The organism is Marinobacter sp. HL-58, assembly GCF_001314605.1.
GTDB lineage: Bacteria > Pseudomonadota > Gammaproteobacteria > Pseudomonadales > Oleiphilaceae > Marinobacter.
Map to the genome: position 1 here is coordinate 21,755 of NZ_LIHP01000004.1, position 18,666 is coordinate 40,420.

Annotated in this window: 14 protein-coding genes; 9 read left to right on the forward strand and 5 right to left on the reverse strand. The window is 56.1% G+C overall.

Annotated features, from left to right (window positions below; all coding sequences use genetic code 11):
* The first annotated feature begins 5 nt into the window (after nucleotides 1-5).
* The 7 genes from HLUCCO03_RS03905 to prpF all read left to right on the forward strand — a co-directional run bounded on the left by HLUCCO03_RS03905 (nucleotide 6) and on the right by prpF (nucleotide 10,067).
* Nucleotides 6-1,586, forward strand: a complete 1,581-nt coding sequence (locus HLUCCO03_RS03905) for a glucan biosynthesis protein (protein ID WP_027832243.1) — start codon at nucleotides 6-8, stop codon at nucleotides 1,584-1,586.
* Nucleotides 1,587-1,588: 2 nt separating this feature from the next.
* Complete coding sequence (locus tag HLUCCO03_RS03910) at nucleotides 1,589-2,725, forward strand: AI-2E family transporter (protein ID WP_027832242.1); 1,137 nt, start codon at nucleotides 1,589-1,591, stop codon at nucleotides 2,723-2,725.
* Nucleotides 2,726-2,842: 117 nt separating this feature from the next.
* A complete protein-coding gene (locus HLUCCO03_RS03915; RefSeq protein ID WP_027832241.1) occupies nucleotides 2,843-3,523 on the forward strand; it encodes a GntR family transcriptional regulator in 681 nt (226 codons plus the stop codon).
* Nucleotides 3,524-3,723: 200 nt separating this feature from the next.
* Entirely contained in the window at nucleotides 3,724-4,611 is an 888-nt protein-coding gene (prpB, locus tag HLUCCO03_RS03920) for a methylisocitrate lyase (protein ID WP_027832240.1), read from the forward strand.
* 230 nt (nucleotides 4,612-4,841) lie between these two features.
* A complete protein-coding gene (prpC, locus tag HLUCCO03_RS03925; RefSeq protein ID WP_027832239.1) occupies nucleotides 4,842-5,972 on the forward strand; it encodes a 2-methylcitrate synthase in 1,131 nt (376 codons plus the stop codon).
* A gap of 203 nt (nucleotides 5,973-6,175) precedes the next feature.
* On the forward strand, nucleotides 6,176-8,773 hold the full coding sequence (gene acnD, locus HLUCCO03_RS03930) for a Fe/S-dependent 2-methylisocitrate dehydratase AcnD (protein WP_027832238.1): 2,598 nt from the start codon (nucleotides 6,176-6,178) through the stop codon (nucleotides 8,771-8,773).
* A 118-nt stretch (nucleotides 8,774-8,891) separates the two neighbouring features.
* The gene (prpF, locus tag HLUCCO03_RS03935) at nucleotides 8,892-10,067 is read left to right on the forward strand and encodes a 2-methylaconitate cis-trans isomerase PrpF (protein ID WP_027832237.1); all 1,176 of its coding nucleotides are present in this window, start codon (nucleotides 8,892-8,894) and stop codon (nucleotides 10,065-10,067) included.
* A gap of 99 nt (nucleotides 10,068-10,166) precedes the next feature.
* Here the strand turns inward: prpF and HLUCCO03_RS03940 are convergent, their stop codons facing one another.
* Nucleotides 10,167-10,868, reverse strand: a complete 702-nt coding sequence (locus HLUCCO03_RS03940) for a PEP-CTERM sorting domain-containing protein (RefSeq protein WP_081813556.1) — start codon at nucleotides 10,866-10,868, stop codon at nucleotides 10,167-10,169.
* 264 nt (nucleotides 10,869-11,132) lie between these two features.
* Nucleotides 11,133-11,750 (reverse strand): DVUA0089 family protein, encoded by a 618-nt coding sequence (locus HLUCCO03_RS03945; protein ID WP_036197531.1) that lies wholly within the window; start codon nucleotides 11,748-11,750, stop codon nucleotides 11,133-11,135.
* A gap of 591 nt (nucleotides 11,751-12,341) precedes the next feature.
* On the opposite strand from HLUCCO03_RS03945, the gene HLUCCO03_RS03950 reads away from it, so the two are divergent.
* Nucleotides 12,342-13,178, forward strand: a complete 837-nt coding sequence (locus HLUCCO03_RS03950) for a THxN family PEP-CTERM protein (RefSeq protein WP_027832234.1) — start codon at nucleotides 12,342-12,344, stop codon at nucleotides 13,176-13,178.
* A gap of 82 nt (nucleotides 13,179-13,260) precedes the next feature.
* Here the strand turns inward: HLUCCO03_RS03950 and HLUCCO03_RS03955 are convergent, their stop codons facing one another.
* The 3 genes from HLUCCO03_RS03955 to HLUCCO03_RS03965 form a co-directional block, all read right to left on the reverse strand.
* A complete protein-coding gene (locus HLUCCO03_RS03955; RefSeq protein ID WP_027832233.1) occupies nucleotides 13,261-14,100 on the reverse strand; it encodes a PEP-CTERM/exosortase system-associated acyltransferase in 840 nt (279 codons plus the stop codon).
* Nucleotides 14,101-14,461: 361 nt separating this feature from the next.
* The gene (locus tag HLUCCO03_RS03960; protein WP_027832232.1) at nucleotides 14,462-15,274 is read right to left on the reverse strand and encodes a PEP-CTERM/exosortase system-associated acyltransferase; all 813 of its coding nucleotides are present in this window, start codon (nucleotides 15,272-15,274) and stop codon (nucleotides 14,462-14,464) included.
* A gap of 9 nt (nucleotides 15,275-15,283) precedes the next feature.
* Nucleotides 15,284-16,924 (reverse strand): FAD-binding oxidoreductase, encoded by a 1,641-nt coding sequence (locus HLUCCO03_RS03965; protein WP_292016614.1) that lies wholly within the window; start codon nucleotides 16,922-16,924, stop codon nucleotides 15,284-15,286.
* A 222-nt stretch (nucleotides 16,925-17,146) separates the two neighbouring features.
* On the opposite strand from HLUCCO03_RS03965, the gene prpD reads away from it, so the two are divergent.
* The gene (gene prpD / locus HLUCCO03_RS03970; protein WP_027832230.1) at nucleotides 17,147-18,631 is read left to right on the forward strand and encodes a 2-methylcitrate dehydratase; all 1,485 of its coding nucleotides are present in this window, start codon (nucleotides 17,147-17,149) and stop codon (nucleotides 18,629-18,631) included.
* Nucleotides 18,632-18,666: the final 35 nt, after the last annotated feature.

Genomic DNA, 18,666 nt, shown 5'->3' on the forward strand with positions numbered 1-18,666 from the left:
ACAACATGGACAGACGCAAGCTGATCAAAACGTTTATTGCCCTGGCGGGCGTTCAGGCACTGCCCCTGTCCGCATTGTTAACCGGCCGGCAGGCACAGGCTGATACAGTGGGAGAGGCCCGGCCGTTCAGTTATGGGTGGCTCAAGGGCCACGCCCGGGCCCTGGCCAGTGAACCCTGGAAATCCGGGGAGGGGGATCTGCCGCGCTCCCTGCGGGATCTGTCCTGGGACGACTACCAGGCCATCCGTTTTCGTCCCGAAGAAGCCCTGTGGCGCAATGACGATAATCCCTTCCAGGTTCAGTTATTCCACCTGGGCCTGTATTTCAGATCTCCGGTGCGAATCCATGAAATAGAGGGCGGAGAGGCCCGCGAACTGGCCTATGCACCGGAATACTTCCGTTATGACGGTGAGCAGCCCCTGGGCACTTTACCCGCAGACCTGGGTTATGCGGGCTTCCGGGTGCACTTCCACACAGACCACGAAAGGGATCTGGCTGCTTTTCTCGGGGCGAGCTATTTCCGCGCTGTAGGTTCCGACATGCAGTACGGGCTTTCCGCCCGGGGGCTGGCCATTAACACCGGCCTCAATGAGGAAGAAGAGTTTCCGCAGTTTACCGAGTTCTGGCTGGAGAAACCCGCTTCGGGCAGTCACCAGTTGGTGATCTATGCCTTGCTCAACTCTCCCAGTACCACCGGAGCCTACGCCTTCACCATGACCCCGGGGCGCAACATGGTCATGAAGGTGGACGCTGCCTTGTACCCACGCAAACCCATGGAGCGAGTGGGGATAGCGCCCCTGACCAGCATGTACCAGACCGGAGAGAACCATCGTCGAATGGCGAACGACTGGCGCCCGGAGATTCATGATTCCGATGGGCTGGCGGTTCATAACGGCCAGGGTGAGTGGCTATGGCGGCCCCTGGTGAATCCACGCTCGGTGCGGGTAAACAGTTTTGTCGACAAAAACCCGCGAGGTTTCGGGCTGCTGCAGCGAGACCGGGATTTTGCCAACTACCAGGACGACGGCGTGTTCTACGACAAACGCCCCAGCGCCTGGGTCCAGCCCCACGGGGAGTGGGGGCCGGGCAGCGTGAGGCTGGTGGAGATTCCCACTGACGATGAAACCTTCGACAACATCGTTGCCTTCTGGAACCCGGAAGAGCCACTGAAACCGGGAACCGAATACCTGTACGGCTACACCCTGACATGGGGTTCGGAGGCGCCAGAACGCCCCGACTCACTGGCTACTGTGCAAGCAACCCGCACCGGGATTGGCGGTGTGATCGGCCAGGAACGAACCTATTTTTCCTGGCGGTTTGCGGTGGATTTCGCCGGCGGGCCACTGCCTATGCTTGCCGACGATGCCGAGGTGGAGCCGGTGATTACCGCCAGCCGCGGCGAGGTGGAAATTACCTCGGCCCGGCCCCTGCCTTCGAATGGTGGCTACCGCGCCATGTTCGATCTGGTACCCGATGACTCCGTGGAGCCGATTAATCTCCGCCTGCAACTGAAACTGGGTGACCAGATACTGACAGAAACCTGGTTGTACCAGTACACGCCACCGCCAGAACAAGAGAGAACATAGTCATGGAAGGACGGGACGAAGAATCAGAAAGCGTGTCTGAACGTGGCCTGATACCGGGGGTTAATGTCCGCAGTACTGCAATAATAATCCTGACCACCATTGCCGCGCTGTATTTCATTTCGTGGGCCCAGGCGGTGCTGCTGCCCCTGGTGGTGGCCATACTCATCAGTTACGCGCTGGACCCGTTGGTGTCCGGGCTGGAGCGATTCCGGGTGCCCCGTATGCTTGGCGCAGCGCTGGTGTTGATCATTGTCGTGGCCACCGTTACAGCAGCCAGCATCCCCCTGAAGCGGGAAACGATGGCGATACTGGATAAGGCACCTCTCGCAATCGAGCAGTTCCAGCGTGCAGAAGCGCGCTCGGCGCCGGAGGAAGAAGGCGTTATGGAAAAGGCCCAGGATGTCGCCAAGAAAATCGAAGACAGTGCAGAAGGTGAAGAGGAGGAGACGGACGAGCCGGAAGTGACCCGGGTCAAAGTTGTGGATGAAAACTTCGATATCAGTGAATACCTGATCGAGGGTTCTTCGGAAATAGTGGTGCTGGTGTCCCAGGGTTTTTCCGCGCTGCTGCTGGTATTTTTCATGTTGTCGGCGGGGAGACTCTACAAGCGTAAAGTCGTCAGGCTGTCGGGGCCGTCATTCCATCGTATGCGCAAGGCGGCGCGAATCATGAATGAATTCCATAGCCAGGTTCGGCGCTTTCTGTTCGTCATGCTGTTGTCTGCTGTGTTTGTGGGTTTTTTCACCTGGCTGGCGTTCTACCTGATAGGGGTTGAACAGGCCATTTTCTGGGGTGTGGTTGCCGGCCTGGCAAGCGTCGTCCCGTACCTGGGGCCATTTCTGGTGCTTTTGGGTACTGGCGTGGCGGCCTTCATTCAGTTCGGTACCATCGACATGGCGGTACTCGTTGCCGTTGTCTCGCTCGTTATCAGCAGCATTCAGGGTAATCTGCTACTTCCGATGCTGACCAGCCGGCTCTCCAGCCTCAACGAGATCGCCATCTTTATAGGCCTGTTGTTCTGGGGTTGGCTCTGGGGCCCGGTGGGGCTCATCATCGCGACACCACTGTTAATGATCGTCAAAACCCTTTGCGACCATGTTAGCAATTTAACCCCGGTAGGGGAGCTATTGGGGAAGTAAAGCGCGCACTCAGGGTGCCATGTCAACAATTGTTCAATCTTTAATCCGTGGATTGTTGACAATAGCGTCGTTCGGGCGTAAATTCCGGGTCCTCAAAGTCACTATTGTTGACAATTTATGTCTGAAGTTGCCAGTCAAACCTATACCCGAGCCGATGAAGCCTTCGATTGTCTGCAAACGGCCATCGTAAAAGGCGACCTGGTTCCCGGCGAAAAAATCGGGGAAGTTGAGCTCTGCTCCCGTTTCAATCTCACCCGTGGCCCGCTGAGGGAGGCCCTTGGCCGCCTCGAATCCCGTGGATTACTCGTCCGCCGGCCCCATGCCGGCGTTAAAGTCGTCTCCGTGAGTGCTGAAGAACTCATGGAGCTGTATCGCATTCGCGAAACCATGGAAGGCCTCGCCGCCCGCCAGGCCGCCGAGCGAATGACTGACGAAGAAATCGCAGACCTCCACGCAACCCTCGACAGCCACGAACAGATGATTGAACAGGCCCAGGGCCAGGCCTACTACCAGGCTGAGGGTGATTACGATTTCCATCACCGCATCGCCACCGGCAGCCGCAACACAAAACTCGCGCAAATGCTGCTGGGTGATCTTTACTATATGGTCCGGATGTACCGTTATCGGCTAAGCACCTCCTCCGGCCGCCCCCACATGGCCCTGGGAGAACACCGAAGAATCGCAGAAGCCATCGCCCAGCGCGACGGCGAGCTGGCGGAGTTTCTGATGAAGCGCCACATTAACGCTGCTCGCCAGAACATCGAGAGAAAGATAAAGGAAGGGGCGTTGACGATCTGATAATTGCAGGGGGCAACGGATCTTGTCGGATTACGGCTACGCCTAATCCGACCTACAAATACCAACGCAGAAAACCAGTAACGTAGGTCGGATTAGGCGTAGCCGTAATCCGACAGCAGAAAACCACCAGACCCGTAGGTCGGATTAGGCGTAGCCGTAATCCGACAGCAGAAAATCACCAGAACAGAGAGGCCACCACCATGACCAAAAAACTATCCCCGGGCGCCCGCTTCCGCAAGGCGCTGAAAGACAACCACCCGCTCCAGATCGTGGGTACCATCAACGCCTATACCGCCATGATGGCCGACAAAGTGGGGCACCAGGCGATTTACCTGTCCGGTGGTGGCGTAGCGAATGCCTCCTATGGCCTGCCGGATCTGGGTATTACCACCATGAACGATGTCGTGGAAGACGTCCGCCGGATTACGTCAGCCACCGACGTACCGCTGCTGGTTGACATCGACACTGGCTGGGGCGGCGCGTTCAACATCGGCCGCACCATCAAGGAAATGGAACGCGCCGGTGCAGCCGCGGTCCATATTGAAGACCAGGTAGCACAGAAGCGCTGCGGTCATCGCCCCAACAAGGAAATCGTGTCCCAGGAAGAAATGGTGGACCGCATCAAGGCCGCCGTGGACGCCCGTGAAGACGAAGACTTCTTCATCATGGCTCGCACCGACGCCTTCCAGAAAGAAGGCCTGGAAGCAGCCATCGAACGCGCCAGGGCCTGCGTTGAAGCCGGTGCCGACGGCATCTTCGCCGAAGCGGTGACCGAACTCGAACACTACAAGGCTTTCTCCGAAGCGCTGGACGTGCCGGTACTGGCCAACATCACCGAATTCGGCGCCACACCGCTGTACAACCGCAAGGAACTTGCAGAGGCCGGCGCCGGTATGGTGCTGTACCCGCTAAGCGCCTTCCGCGCCATGAACAAAGCCGCGCTGATGGTGTACGAAAACATCCTGGAGAAAGGCGACCAGAAAGACGTCGTCGACCTGATGCAAACGCGGATGGAACTGTACGATTTCCTGAACTACCACGACTTTGAACAGAAGCTGGATGAGTTGTTTCAGCACAAAAAAGCTTGATATTAAGCCTGATTGTCGGATTACGGCTTTGCCTAATCCGACCTACAAATACCCAGGCCGAAAATAAAATGTAGGTCGGATTAGCCGAAGGCGTAATCCGACAACCGATACTAATTGATCAGTATAAATGGGGGCAGACCCCAAGGGGTCTGACCCCTTAGACATAAAACGTAGGTCGGATTAGCGAAGCGTAATCCGACGCCAGAATCAATGATGAGGGGGAAAACACCATGGCTGAAGCAAAAAAACTCGGTGGCGCCGGCCTTCGGGGCCAGGTAGCCGGAGTAACATCACTGTGTACCGTGGGCCAGTCCGGCACAGGCCTGACCTATCGCGGCTATGACATCAGCGACCTGGCCGAAAACGCACAGTTCGAAGAAGTCGCCTACCTGCTTCTGCGCGGGAAACTGCCCAACCAGCAGGAGCTGGACGCCTATAAGAAAAAGCTGGCGAGCCTGCGTGAACTGCCATACGCCCTGAAGACAGTCCTTGAGCACATTCCGAAAGACGCCCACCCCATGGACGTCATGCGCACCGGCTGCTCCATGCTGGGCAACCTGGAAACGGAAACCGATTTCAGCCAGCAGGACGACAAGATCGACCGCATGATGGCCCTGTTCCCGGCCATTATTACCTACTGGTACCGCTTTGCTCACGAAGGCGTGCGCATTGAAACCGCCAGCGACGTGGACTCTATTGGTGGGCATTTCCTGGAACTGCTCCACGGCAAGAAGCCCAACGAACTGCACGAGCGGGTAATGAACGTCTCGTTGATTCTCTACGCCGAGCACGAATTCAACGCCTCCACCTTCGCCGCCCGTGTCTGCGCTTCCACGCTGTCTGATATCCACAGCTGTGTAACCGGCGCCATTGGCACCCTGCGTGGTCCTCTCCATGGTGGTGCCAACGAGGCAGCCATGGCCCTGATCCAGAAGTTCCAGACCCCGGACGAAGCCGAAAAGGGCCTGCTGGGCATGCTGGAGCGCAAGGAAAAGATCATGGGCTTCGGCCACGCCGTCTACAGCGAATCTGACCCGCGCAACGCCATCATCAAGAAGTGGTCCGAGAAACTGGCCAACGAAGTGGGCGACACCGTGCTGTACCCGGTATCGGTGCGCTGCGAAGAGGTCATGTGGCGCGAGAAGAAACTCTTCTGTAACGCCGACTTCTTCCACGCCTCCGCCTATCACTTCATGGGCATTCCCACCGAGCTGTTCACCCCCATCTTCGTGATGTCCCGGGTATCCGGCTGGACCGCCCACGTGAAAGAGCAGCGCGAAAACAACCGCATCATCCGCCCCAGCGCCGACTACAACGGCCCGGAGCATTCGGAGTGGGTGCCGATCGACCAGCGCGATTAAGAGATGAGAGCAGCCTGTTTGTCGGATTACGGCTTTGCCTAATCCGACCTACGTGGTCGAGGGGTCTGACCCCGAATGGGGTCAGACCCCAAAACATTTGACCAGGCCTCAATTCCGGCACTAGTTAAGCCGGGTCAGTATTAGTGGGGTCAGACCCCATGCGGGGTCAGACTCCTGAGCCTGACCCCTAGGAGCGTAAACCAATGAACAAAGATTACCGCAAACCCCTCCCAGGCACAGACCTGGACTATTTCGACACCCGCCAGGCCGTGGAAGACATCCAGCCTGGCGCGTATGACAAGCTTCCGTACACCTCCAAAATCCTCGCGGAGCAACTGGTCCGCCGGTGTGATCCAGAGGCACTGACGGACTCCCTTAAACAGCTGATTGAACGCAAGCGGGACCTGGACTTTCCCTGGTATCCGGCCCGGGTTGTCTGCCATGACATCCTCGGCCAGACAGCCCTGGTGGACCTTGCAGGCCTGCGGGACGCCATCAAGGAGAAGGGGGGCGACCCGGCCAAGGTCAATCCTGTCGTTCCCACCCAGCTGATCGTAGACCACTCCCTGGCCGTGGAGCACGCCGGCTTTGAAAAGGACGCGTTCGAGAAGAACCGCCAGATCGAAGACCGCCGCAACGACGACCGCTTCCACTTCATCAACTGGACCAAGACCGCGTTCAAGAACGTAGATGTGATTCCTCCCGGCAATGGCATCATGCACCAGATCAACCTGGAGAAGATGTCACCGGTGGTTCAGAGCCGCGATGGTGTTGCCTTCCCGGATACCTGCGTAGGCACCGACAGCCACACCCCGATGGTGGACGCCCTGGGCGTTATCTCCGTGGGCGTTGGCGGCCTGGAAGCGGAGAGCGTGATGCTTGGACGCGCCTCCATGATGCGCCTGCCGGACATCGTTGGCGTGGAACTGACCGGTAAGCTGCAGCCGGGCATTACCGGTACTGATATGGTTCTCGCGATCACTGAATTCCTGCGCAAGGAAAGGGTGGTGGGCGCTTACCTGGAATTCTACGGCGAAGGCGCAGACAGCCTCACCGTAGGTGACCGCGCCACCATCTCCAACATGACTCCGGAATACGGCGCTACCGCTGCCATGTTCTACATCGACGGCCAGACCATCGATTACCTGAAGCTCACCGGCCGTGAAGACGATCAGGTGGCTCTGGTCGAGAAGTATGCGAAGGAAACCGGCCTGTGGGCCGACAGCATGAAAAACGCTGAATACGAGCGTGTGCTGAAGTTCGACCTGTCGAAGGTTACCCGCACCCTGGCTGGCCCCTCCAACCCGCATGCACACCTGCCAACCTCTGAGCTGGCCGAGCGCGGCATTGCCGGCGAATGGGAACAGGAAGAGGGCAAGATGCCGGATGGCGCGTGCATCATCGCGGCTATCACCAGCTGCACCAACACCAGCAACCCCCGCAACATGGTGGCTGCCGGCCTGATTGCCCGTAACGCCAACAAACTGGGGCTCACCCGCAAACCCTGGGTGAAAACTTCCCTGGCACCGGGTTCCAAAACGGTGAAGATGTACCTGGAAGAAGCCAACCTGATGGATGAGCTGGAAAAGCTCGGCTTCGGCGTGGTGGCCTTTGCCTGCACCACCTGTAACGGCATGAGCGGCGCGCTGGATCCGGAAATCCAGAAGGAAATCATCGACCGTGACCTGTACGCCACCGCCGTACTCTCCGGTAACCGTAACTTCGACGGCCGGATTCACCCCTACGCGAAACAGGCATTCCTGGCGTCACCACCGCTGGTTGTCGCTTATGCCATCGCGGGCACCATCCGCTTCGACATCGAAAAAGATGCCCTGGGTTACGACCAGGACGGCAATCCTGTCACCCTGAAGGATATCTGGCCGGACGACGCGGAAATTGACGCCATCGTGAAATCCAGCGTGAAGCCGGAACAGTTCCGCAGTACCTACATCCCGATGTTCGACATCACCCGGGATGCCCATGCCAATACCAACCCGAACTACGACTGGCGGCCCCAGAGCACCTACATCCGTCGCCCGCCATACTGGGAAGGCGGCATGGTCGGCGAGAAAACCCTCAAGGGCATGCGCCCGCTGGCAGTGCTGCCGGACAACATCACCACTGACCACCTGTCGCCATCCAACGCCATCCTGATGGACAGCGCCGCCGGTGAATACCTGCACAAAATGGGCGTGCCGGAGGAAGACTTCAACTCCTACGCCACCCACCGGGGTGATCACCTGACTGCCCAGCGTGCCACCTTCGCCAACCCGAAGCTGTTCAACGAAATGGTCCGGGACGAAAACGGCAACGTGAAGCAGGGCTCCCTGGCGCGGATCGAGCCGGAAGGGAAGGTCACCCGCATGTGGGAAGCCATTGAAACCTACATGGAGCGCAAGCAGCCGCTGATCATCATCGCCGGCGCCGACTACGGCCAGGGCTCTTCCCGCGACTGGGCTGCCAAAGGCGTGGCACTGGCCGGCGTGGAAGCCATCGTGGCCGAAGGTTTCGAGCGTATCCACCGCACCAACCTGGTGGGCATGGGTGTAATGCCATTGCAGTTCGAAGAAGGCACCACCCGCAAAACCCTCGCCATCGACGGCACCGAAACCTACGACGTGGAAGGCACCCCATCGCCCCGCGCCGAGCTTACCCTGGTCATCCACCGCAAAAACGGCAGCACGGAACGAGTGCCCGTAATCTGCCGGCTGGATACTGCCGAGGAAGTGTCGATCTACAGCGCAGGTGGTGTGTTGCAGCGGTTTGCAGAAGATTTCCTGCAATCGGAAGGTGCGGCGTAATCTGCGGAATGTCGGATTACGGCCCTCTGGGCCTAATCCGACCTACGTCATAGCTATCGCCAATCCAACGTAGGTCGGATTAGCGAAGCGTAATCCGACACAAGCAAAAAGGTACCCCATGCCAAACAAGCCACAGATTAAAATCCCAGCCACCTACATGCGTGGCGGCACCAGCAAAGGCGTCTTCTTCCGCCTGGACGACCTCCCCGAGGCCGCCCAAACCCCGGGCGAAGCCCGGGACAAACTCCTGCTGCGGGTGATCGGCAGCCCCGACCCCTACCAGAAACAGATCGACGGCATGGGCGGCGCCACCTCCAGCACCAGCAAAACCGTGATCCTGTCCAAGCCCACCATGCCGGACCACGACGTGGACTATCTGTTCGGCCAGGTATCCATCGACAAGCCCTTTGTGGACTGGAGTGGCAACTGCGGCAACCTCTCAGCAGCCGTCGGTGCTTTTGCCATCAGCAGCGGCCTGGTCGAGGCAGACCGTATTCCCGAGAACGGCACCGCCACCATCCGTATCTGGCAGGCCAATATCCGGAAAACCATCGTCGCCCACATCCCCATCACCAATGGCGAAGTGCAGGAAACCGGCGATTTCGAGCTGGACGGCGTCACCTTCCCGGCAGCGGAAATCCAGGTGGAGTTCATGGACCCGGCCGACGGCGAAGGCTCCATGTTCCCCACGGGCAACCTGGTGGACGACCTGGAAGTGCCCGGCGTCGGCACCCTGAAGGCCACCATGATCAACGCCGGTATTCCCACCATCTTCGTCAACGCCGAGGATATCGGTTACAAGGGCACGGAGCTCCAGGAAGCCATCAACGGCGACGAAAAAGCCCTGGCCATGTTCGAAACCATCCGTGCCCATGGTGCCGTCAAGATGGGACTCATCAACCATATCGACGAAGCCGCCAGCCGCCAGCACACCCCGAAAGTGGCCTTTGTTGCCAAGCCGGCGGATTACGTCTCATCCAGCGGCAAGAACATCAGGGCAGGGGATGTGGACGTACTGGTCCGGGCCCTGTCCATGGGCAAACTTCACCACGCCATGATGGGCACTGCTTCCGTTGCGATTGCGACCGCTGCAGCCGTTCCCGGAACGCTGGTTAATCTTGCAGCCGGCGGTGGGGACCGCACTTCCGTTACCTTCGGGCACCCTTCGGGCACCCTGCAGGTAGGTGCGGAAGCCACTTTGGTGAATAACCAGTGGACTGCTACCAAAGCCGTCATGAGCCGCAGTGCGCGGGTGTTAATGGAAGGTTGGGTGAGGGTGCCAGAACCTGATTGAACTGAATTTTCTGCAAGAGCATGAAACAAGGGTCAATGGAGCTTCCATTGACCCTTTTATGGCCCGCCTGGGGGCTAGTTCAGCTACATATGTTCAGAACTATGCTTCTTTACGGCGACGTGCAATGCCCAGGCCGAGCAGGCCTAAACTGAACAATGCAAGTGTGCCAGGCTCAGGAACTGACGCGGTACGGATGCCAGCCAGGGCGAAGTCTGTATTATCCGGGCTGGTCAGCTTAGCTGTGTCCGCAAAGAATTCAATGGAGGTTACACCAGTGAAGGCATCCAGTGATGAAAGCGGGCTTGCATTAAGAATGGTGCCTTCGAACAGGCCTGTGGTGTCAGAGGCTGTTCCCGTGAATCCGCCGCCGGCCCCAGTTCCGTTCACCTGGAATTGCGCAAGCTCAGCAGGTGAGTCAGTCGTGCTGTCCGCTGAAAAAAGATCCAGGAAAAAGACCGAGAGAATATCTACCTGTTGAGAGAAGGAAACCTTGAGGCGTTGTACGTCTGTTTTTTCCCCGTTTCCGAAAGTGACTTCATCATCGACAATGCCGATGCCGTCTGATGTGCATGCCAGTCCTACTGGTGAACATTTGGAGCTGTCGCCGTCAAAACCGGTTTCGGTAAATCCGGTAGAGTTCCCGTCAGTGTCAAACGCTTCGAGCGTTACCGACAGGCTTCCGAACAATCGGGGATTGTTGGCCGTCCACCCACCATCGGTGAAATCAATTAGTGCAGCACTTGCCGGTTGAGCCATACCAAGTGCCAGCGCCAACCCTACTCCTACTATCGGATTCTTCATTATTTTCTCCTGATCTACATCAAGGCTGGATGGCCGGAATTGACCCCTAAGACTCATCGTCTTCCGCCAGCTCTCTGCTCTTAAGCAGGAAAAATGCCACCGTAGACTTTGTTCATATTTTCAGTTACTTAATTTGAATACTGGTTCACGGCGGGGGAAACGTGTAAAAATACCCGACAGTTCCTGCCTCTTGAACAAAAAGGTCCGGAACTTTGCCGGACCTTTTCTGGTTTTGCTTCTCTGTTATTTAGAGTTAAGGGCCAGTCAGGCGGACTTACGACGGCGCAAAGAGGCAAGACCCAAAAGCCCAAGGCTGAACAGTGCCAAAGTGTCGGGCTCAGGAACTGAAACTGAATCATCAGAATCGTCCGGGTCGTCAGGATTAGAAGCGCGATCAACATTGTCGAGCCAAACGCTCCAGTTGGGGCCCATATCAACTTCGTTGGCGGGCTGATCCCATTCGGCCAGCAGAATAGGGTCCTGGCCATCATAATCAAAGCCATCAGACAGGTTGGTGCCGGCTGCAAAATTGGCGTAGGTCGCTACTGTAAACAGGTAATCCCCTGCCGACAGAGAACCGAGATTCAGGCCAGAATCGTATATGGTCTGCGTATCCGGATTAATGGTGTCGTCGTCATCGTTCTCGGCGATCAGCGCACCATCATCCGCATTCCAAAGGGCTGTAATCGGATCGAAATTCTCTCCATCATTGAAGGAATCCGTCCACATCCTGACATCGGTGGCGTCGGAATCCAACGTGAAATAGTTATAGATGATGTCGTTGTGGTACTCGATTTGCCCAGTAAAATTGATCGGTGCCGCATGACTCGTGCTGCCTGCGGCCAGTAGACATCCTGCTACCAGGTATTTAACGTTTCTCATCGTAACCTCCATATTAATTCCCGTGAGAAATTTTGGTTATGAAGCCTGACCGTACTGTAGGGCAGGCACGCTCTTGGTAGGCATGCACAAAGTACGCCATAATTTATTAGGGCTAATTTCAGTATTTTATGGAGTACTAGTCAGAAACTGTAAAAATAATCGACGTATTAGGCTCACATTGGGATATCAAACGGTTATCATCCCTTCCCCCGATTTAAAGGCTGCTCTATCTTTCTTAAGGCTGCCCTTCCAATGCGTCAGCATTATTTACGTACTTTATTGGCCTGTTTGTAGTCTCCTGTGATGTTTAATTCTTCAGTAACTAAAAATCAGCGCGTATAAATCTTTTTGTTCTAGTTGAGCCTATTCCGATGTGCTATTGAATAGACATGACGCTTGAGGCGATTCGTGTGCGTGCAATTGATGTCGAAGATACTTACACCTGAACCTCTGGTATATTTGGTTGTGAAGATAACGTATTGAAAAGCTGGAATATTAAATAGGTGGTACGGCAGATGCTTGTGAAGGGATACCACTGAATCGCTGGCGTCAATCCTGGCTGCCAGCGTTCACAATCAAGGAGAGATAATCATGAATACAGCATTCAAAAGAACGCTTTTATCGACACTTGTCGTACCCTTTGCACTGGCTGCTCAGTCTGCCAGCGCAGATATGATCACTGAGTGGGGATATGATGTCGACAGCAACTTCTCCGATGCAACGTTCACAGCAGCAGATGGCGTGAATGACGGAACCATTGATGAAAGTGATAACGAATTGTCATGGGGGGGTGATTCTGACTCGGATCGGTCTTCTGTCTCAATAGAGGACGTAAATTCGGCGGGTGGCCTTTTCACCAACGTTAACACTGTCGATGGCGGAACATTTACCCATGACAACAATGTTATTAGTGCCGACTATCAGTCACTGACCGGTTTCGATCTCACGTCCACGCTGATATTGACTCCGGTTGCCCCTGAAGCTGGCGACCCTCTGCCTCCGACATCTCTTACTTTTATGAGCTTTTTCAGTGAAACCTTCAACAGAGATAACGTCGACAACTGTGGCTTCCCATCAACCTCAGGATGTGATGACATCTTCACCATTGATAATTTTGACGAGCTTGGTGCGGTAGAAAATGGCGATGGCGGATTCGAGTTCGCTCAGTCTTTTACTATTGCTGACTATAAGTATACGGTGTTCCTTGAGCTGGCCGGCCTCTCCGTTTTGGATGACGATACTTGTGCGGAAGCAGGTGCCAGCTCCGGTTGTGTTGGTCTTCTGACTCTGGAGGACACTGAAAACAAGTTTGATACCAGTTTCCGGATCAACGCCTCACAGGTACCCGAGCCGGGCACTCTGGCACTGCTGGGCCTCGGCCTTGCCGGCCTTGGTCTGTCACGCAGGAAGAAAGCAGCAAAGGCATAATATCCGGTCGGTTCTAACGTTCGGATAAAATGCAGGTTAAAGAAGCCCCCCGCTGAGAAGCGGGGGTCTTCCTGTTATGGCGTTATGCAACCTGCCTGTCGTCTTCCATTTGTTCGCCATGCGGTTTTGCCGGCAAGTACCGCCCACCGTCCGTGATAAGCGACCAGACATCCGGACGACGCTGCCTTATACCTTCAAGAAGTGAAGCTGCTTCAGTGAAGGCAGGGCGGCGGTGGCCGTGATACTCCATCAAGGGCCCCACATGATCGAATTCCACACCAAACCGCTTTAACAAGCGCAGTTGAGCGGGTTCCATAACGGCCATCCAATGGGTAATGCCGTGTTTGACCGACATCTGAAGTATGGCGGCAAACAGCCCCAGGCTGATATAGGGCAGGGCGCGCCTGCCAATTTCCGAATCGCTGTAATAGGCAGGCTCGCTGATGCCGGACACAGACCGTCCCTCATTGAGTCGCCGCCGGAATTCCCGGCTCACGGCCATTCGGGATATTTCCGCAATCCGATCCCGGCGTGTGCCCGCAATGGCTTCCTGCGCTTGCTGGTCCATTCGATGGATACACGGGCCCTCCATGGGGAAATCGGCCTGTTCCGGGTTATCGCCTGCCATCACGAGGCGAACAGCGGCAACGCTGTCGCCTGTCATCCTGTGTCGGATCAAGGCATGCGCAGATCTCGGGTCGTATGAATCGTGTTCCCGTTTGTCGGCAAAGCATCTGGGATCTTCGAAAGGTCGGTCAATGCAGTAAACCTGGTAGCGAACCTCAAATACTTCATTGATCAACTCCGGAGAGTTCGCCAGCTGAACATTGAACACTGAATTGAAAATAGTACTTACGTCTTCCTGAGTTTGTTGATTTTTCTTATTAACGGTATCAGTTTGAAGAGCAAACCCTGTATGCATCTGAAGGTCCTCATATTCCCGTTAAGGGAGCTGTTATGACGATAATCCTTAATGAAAAAACACCATCTTGATATCCACTGACGGCGTACAACGGGGTATCGAGGTTACAGCTCATCAAACCTCGTAATGCTGGAGTAAATTCGCTGACGGGTTGTTCACCAACAGCGAAAAGATTATAAGTGAGTCAGTGCCGGCAAAATATGTCGCAGCATTACGGCTTCGGCTATAAAGGTTATTAGGGAACTTATTTGGTAACAGACAGTTGCAGCGAAATGGGAACAATATGGAGCAGGCTGTTAATTAAAATAAATTAACTTGGTTCGAATGGAACTTTTTGACGCAGGTAAAAGCCCGCTTTCCCTTAAGGAATATCCGGCCTTGCGGGTAGGTAGTGTCCGTCATCGGTAATAAGGGACCAGACATCGGGCCGGCGCTTCTCTATACGATCAATCAAAGACGCCGCTTCAGTGAAAGCCGGGCGGCGAAGGCCGTGATACTCCAGCACCGGCCCCACGTGATCAAACTCCACACCAAACCGTTTTAACAGGCGTAGCTGGGCGGGCTCCATAACCGCCATCCAGTGAGTGATGTTGTGCCTTACCGACATCTGGAGAATAGCGGCGAAGAGCCCCAGGCTGATATAGGGTACGGCACGCTTACCTTTCTCCGCATCCTTATAGCAGGCAGTCTCGCTGACCCCGGAGACTGTATTCTGCTCATTAAGCCGCCGCCGGAATTCACGGCTGACGGCCATCCTGGAGATTTCAGCGATCTGATCGCGGCGAGCGCCGGCAACCGCCTCACGTGCCCGCCGGCTCATCCGGTGCAGGCAAGGGGCTTCCATGGGAAAATCGGCCTGTTCCGGATGATTCCCGGCCATAACCAGTCGAACGGTCGCAACACTGTGGCCGGTTTTCCGATGCCGGATCAGGGCATGGGAGGACCGGGGGTCGTAGGAATCATGCTCCCTGTTATCGGGAAAGCAACTGGGGTTTTCGAAGGACCGGTCAATGCAGTAAACCTGGTACCTGACCTCGAACACCTCGTTGATTGCCTCCTGGGATGTCGCCATTTCAACCTGGAATACCGAGTTGAATATGGTACTGATGTCCTCGCGAGCCTGTTCGTTCTTTGAATTCCCTTTGCCTTGCTGGTAAGCGGAGCCGTTCTGCATGTCAGCACCTCATTCCCTTCCATTGAAAGATCTGGAAACGTAACGCCCGGGCGCCAGGATAAAATTGGGGTCAACTGCCGCTTTCAACTGGCTCGAAAGCCTGGTGAAAACTGAGTCACCTGTCGTCAGAATGCCCATGGCGTCGATATTGAGCCTGTAGGGCAGGAATCCCTCCTTCTGCCCCGCTTCGAACAGTGCGCGATAACATTCGTTGGCTCGCGCTGTCGCATCGGCATCCCCGCGATCAAAGAGCAGTGGAACGGTCGAGTCGAAGCAGCGATCATTGATTGTTGTCAGTGTTATTAACGGATTCACCCCGAATTGCGGGCAAATCCTTTCAATCATATCCACATAGCGGCGAACATCTTTTCCCCTTATGGGGACCAGTGGCGCGAACCAGATAAGCCCACAACCGTCCCGTGCGGGGTTTTTCGGTTTTCCCGGCGCTGGCAGGGTACCGGAGCGCCAGTAGGCCAGCGCCAGTGCAACATCATTCGGTGTGCCATGCATGATCTCAAGCGCACCCGAGAGCGTGTCCGCCATGCCGTTGACCCGTGTGGCGAGCTTTTCGGGCAGTACCCGGGCGAAGGTTCGTGCCATATTAATTCTTTGGCGGTTGATAAAGACCAGGCGGTCCGTTACCGGCCCGAGAAGCCGCCTCAAGGTGCGTCGGGCCGCCCGGGCGACCTCCCTCGAGGCATAGATCGCCCCGACTCCGCTCCAGGCAGGCACGCCATGGCTTCTGGCCAGTATTTCAACTTCCTCGGCGGGCAAGACTCCGTCTATGGCCTTATCTTCAGGAAACGGCGTCATCATCGAGAGCATGCGCTGGTTGTTAAGCAGATTAATGGCCACTACGGAACCGCCGAGCGCTCGCAGCACAGCCCTGACAGTGGGCACCAGAGCTTCCAGCCTGGCGTCGTCTTTTGTGGAGAAGAAGAATGCCGTCACGGTTTCGGGGGCGGGTGCAAGGGCGATGGTCATATTGACAACAACACCGAAGTTTCCCTGGCTGAAAAGCCCATCCAGATAAGGCCCCAGCCCCCATTTGAACAGCCCGTCCACTTCGGCGCCGCCAAGTTCACTCAGTGGCGTCCGGTAAAGGGTGCCGTCGGGTAATATTGCTTCTATCTTGGTTACGGCCGCAAAATGATCAGTAATCGGGGTGATGCCATAGCCCCGCTCAAGGGCATTGCCAAGAATACTGCAGGTGGGGCCGGCGCCGGTGACGGGAACAAGGTAATCGCCTTCGTGTTTATCAAGGAATTCCCGCAGGGCTCCCTGGGTTACTCCCGGCCCGACTGTGACAACCCCCAGTTCAGGGTCGAAATCGGAAATACTGTCGAGCTTGCGAAGATCAAGGATCACGCAGCCATCCTCAACCGGATTTGCACTGCCATAGCCCCAGTTATTACCGGTACTCACTGGATAAACCGCCACATTATGTCGCTGCGCAACCCGCAGAACCGCTGCCACCTGTTCCTGGTTTTCCGGGCGAAGCACGGCCGGTATTGAACGTTTTGCTCCGATGGTGGAGGCGCCAACACCTGTTTCTCCAGCCGCTACAACGCCGGACGCGCCCAGAATAGTCACCCATTCGGCAATTGCAGACTCGGTAGCGGTGTTGTTCACAGGTGTTTCCAGCGTCATTCGAAGTAGCTCTGAATTAGTGATAGAAGTGCGCGGCTAATTTTTAACCAATGTCATTCAGAGTATAGGTGAGATCTCGCCGACAAAGCTATGTTGCAGCAATGAATGCTGAGAACGATTGGTGATAAAAGAACGGTGTTGCAACAGTCTCCGTAAGCCTGTCAGTGTCAGATCTTCAGCTAAGCTTGAAGTAAAACGCACAGACCACCCGGAGTTCATACCATGTCAGCAACATTCGATCTCAACGAACGTCCCGACTACGATCAGGTGATTCAGACCATTGCCGACTACACCCTGAATTACCGCATAAAAAGCAAAGAAGCCTGGAACACTGCCCGCAACTGCCTGATGGACACGCTTGGGTGTGGCCTGCTGGCCCTCCGGTTTCCCGAGTGCACCAAACACCTCGGCCCGCTCGTGGAAGGAACGGTAGTGCCCCACGGTGCAAGGGTGCCCGGCACATCGTTTCGACTGGATCCGGTAAAAGCCGCCTGGGACATCGGCTGCATCATACGCTGGCTGGATTACAACGATACCTGGCTGGCAGCTGAGTGGGGCCATCCGTCTGACAACCTGGGGGGTATTCTTGCGGTCGCGGACCACCTCTCCCAAAAGCGGGTGGCGGAAGGCAAGTCACCGCTTACCATGAAGGACGTGCTGGAAGCCATGATCATGGCCCATGAAATCCAGGGCGTACTGGCACTGGAGAACTCCTTCAACCGGGTAGGGCTGGATCATGTGGTGCTGGTCAAAGTGGCCTCCACAGCCGTCACGGCAAAACTCATGGGGGCAAACCGCGAGCAAATGCTTTCTGCCCTGTCTCACGCCTGGGTGGATGGCCAGTCTCTTCGTACTTATCGCCACGCACCCAATGCAGGGTCACGAAAGTCCTGGGCCGCAGGCGACGCCACCTCCCGGGCAGTCCGACTTGCAGACATCGCCATGCGAGGCGAAATGGGCGTCCCAAGCGCTCTGACGGCGCCCCAATGGGGCTTTTACGATGTGCTGTTCAGCAAAACCAACAAAGACCAGAAACTCAAACCCGAAGACAAGCGTCAGTTTTCCTTACCCCAGGAATTCGGCTCCTACGTGATGGAGAACATCCTGTTCAAGATCTCCTTCCCGGCGGAGTTTCACGCCCAGACGGCGGCTGAAGCGGCAGTTACCTTGCATCCACAGGTTAAGGACCGGCTTGATGAGATCGACCGGATTGTCATCACCACCCACGAATCCGCTATCCGTATTATCTCCAAGCAGGGCAAGCTGGCCAACGCGGCCGACAGGGACCACTGCCTGCAATACATGGCGGCGGTGCCCCTGATCTTCGGTAGCCTGACAGCGGAGCACTACGAAGACAGCTTCCACGAAGCGAATCCGATTATCGAAAAGGTTCGGGAAAAAATGGAAGTTGTCGAAGATGAACGGTATACCCGCGAATACCTGGAGGAAGACAAGCGCTCCATTGCCAACGCGATTCAGGTGTTCTTCAAAGACGGCACCAGCACGGACAACGTGGCGGTTGAATACCCGATTGGCCATCGTCGCCGCAGGAAGGAGGGCATTCCTCTGCTGGAGGACAAATTCCGCAATAACCTGGCAACACGGTTTCCGGGGCAGCGATGCGATCAGATATTCCAGCTTTGCAGGGAGCAGAAGGCACTGGAGAGTACGCCAGTTCAGGAGTTTGTCGCCCTTTTTGTAATATGAAGGTGTTGCATGAAAGTTACAGGGGTGTCAGTTTA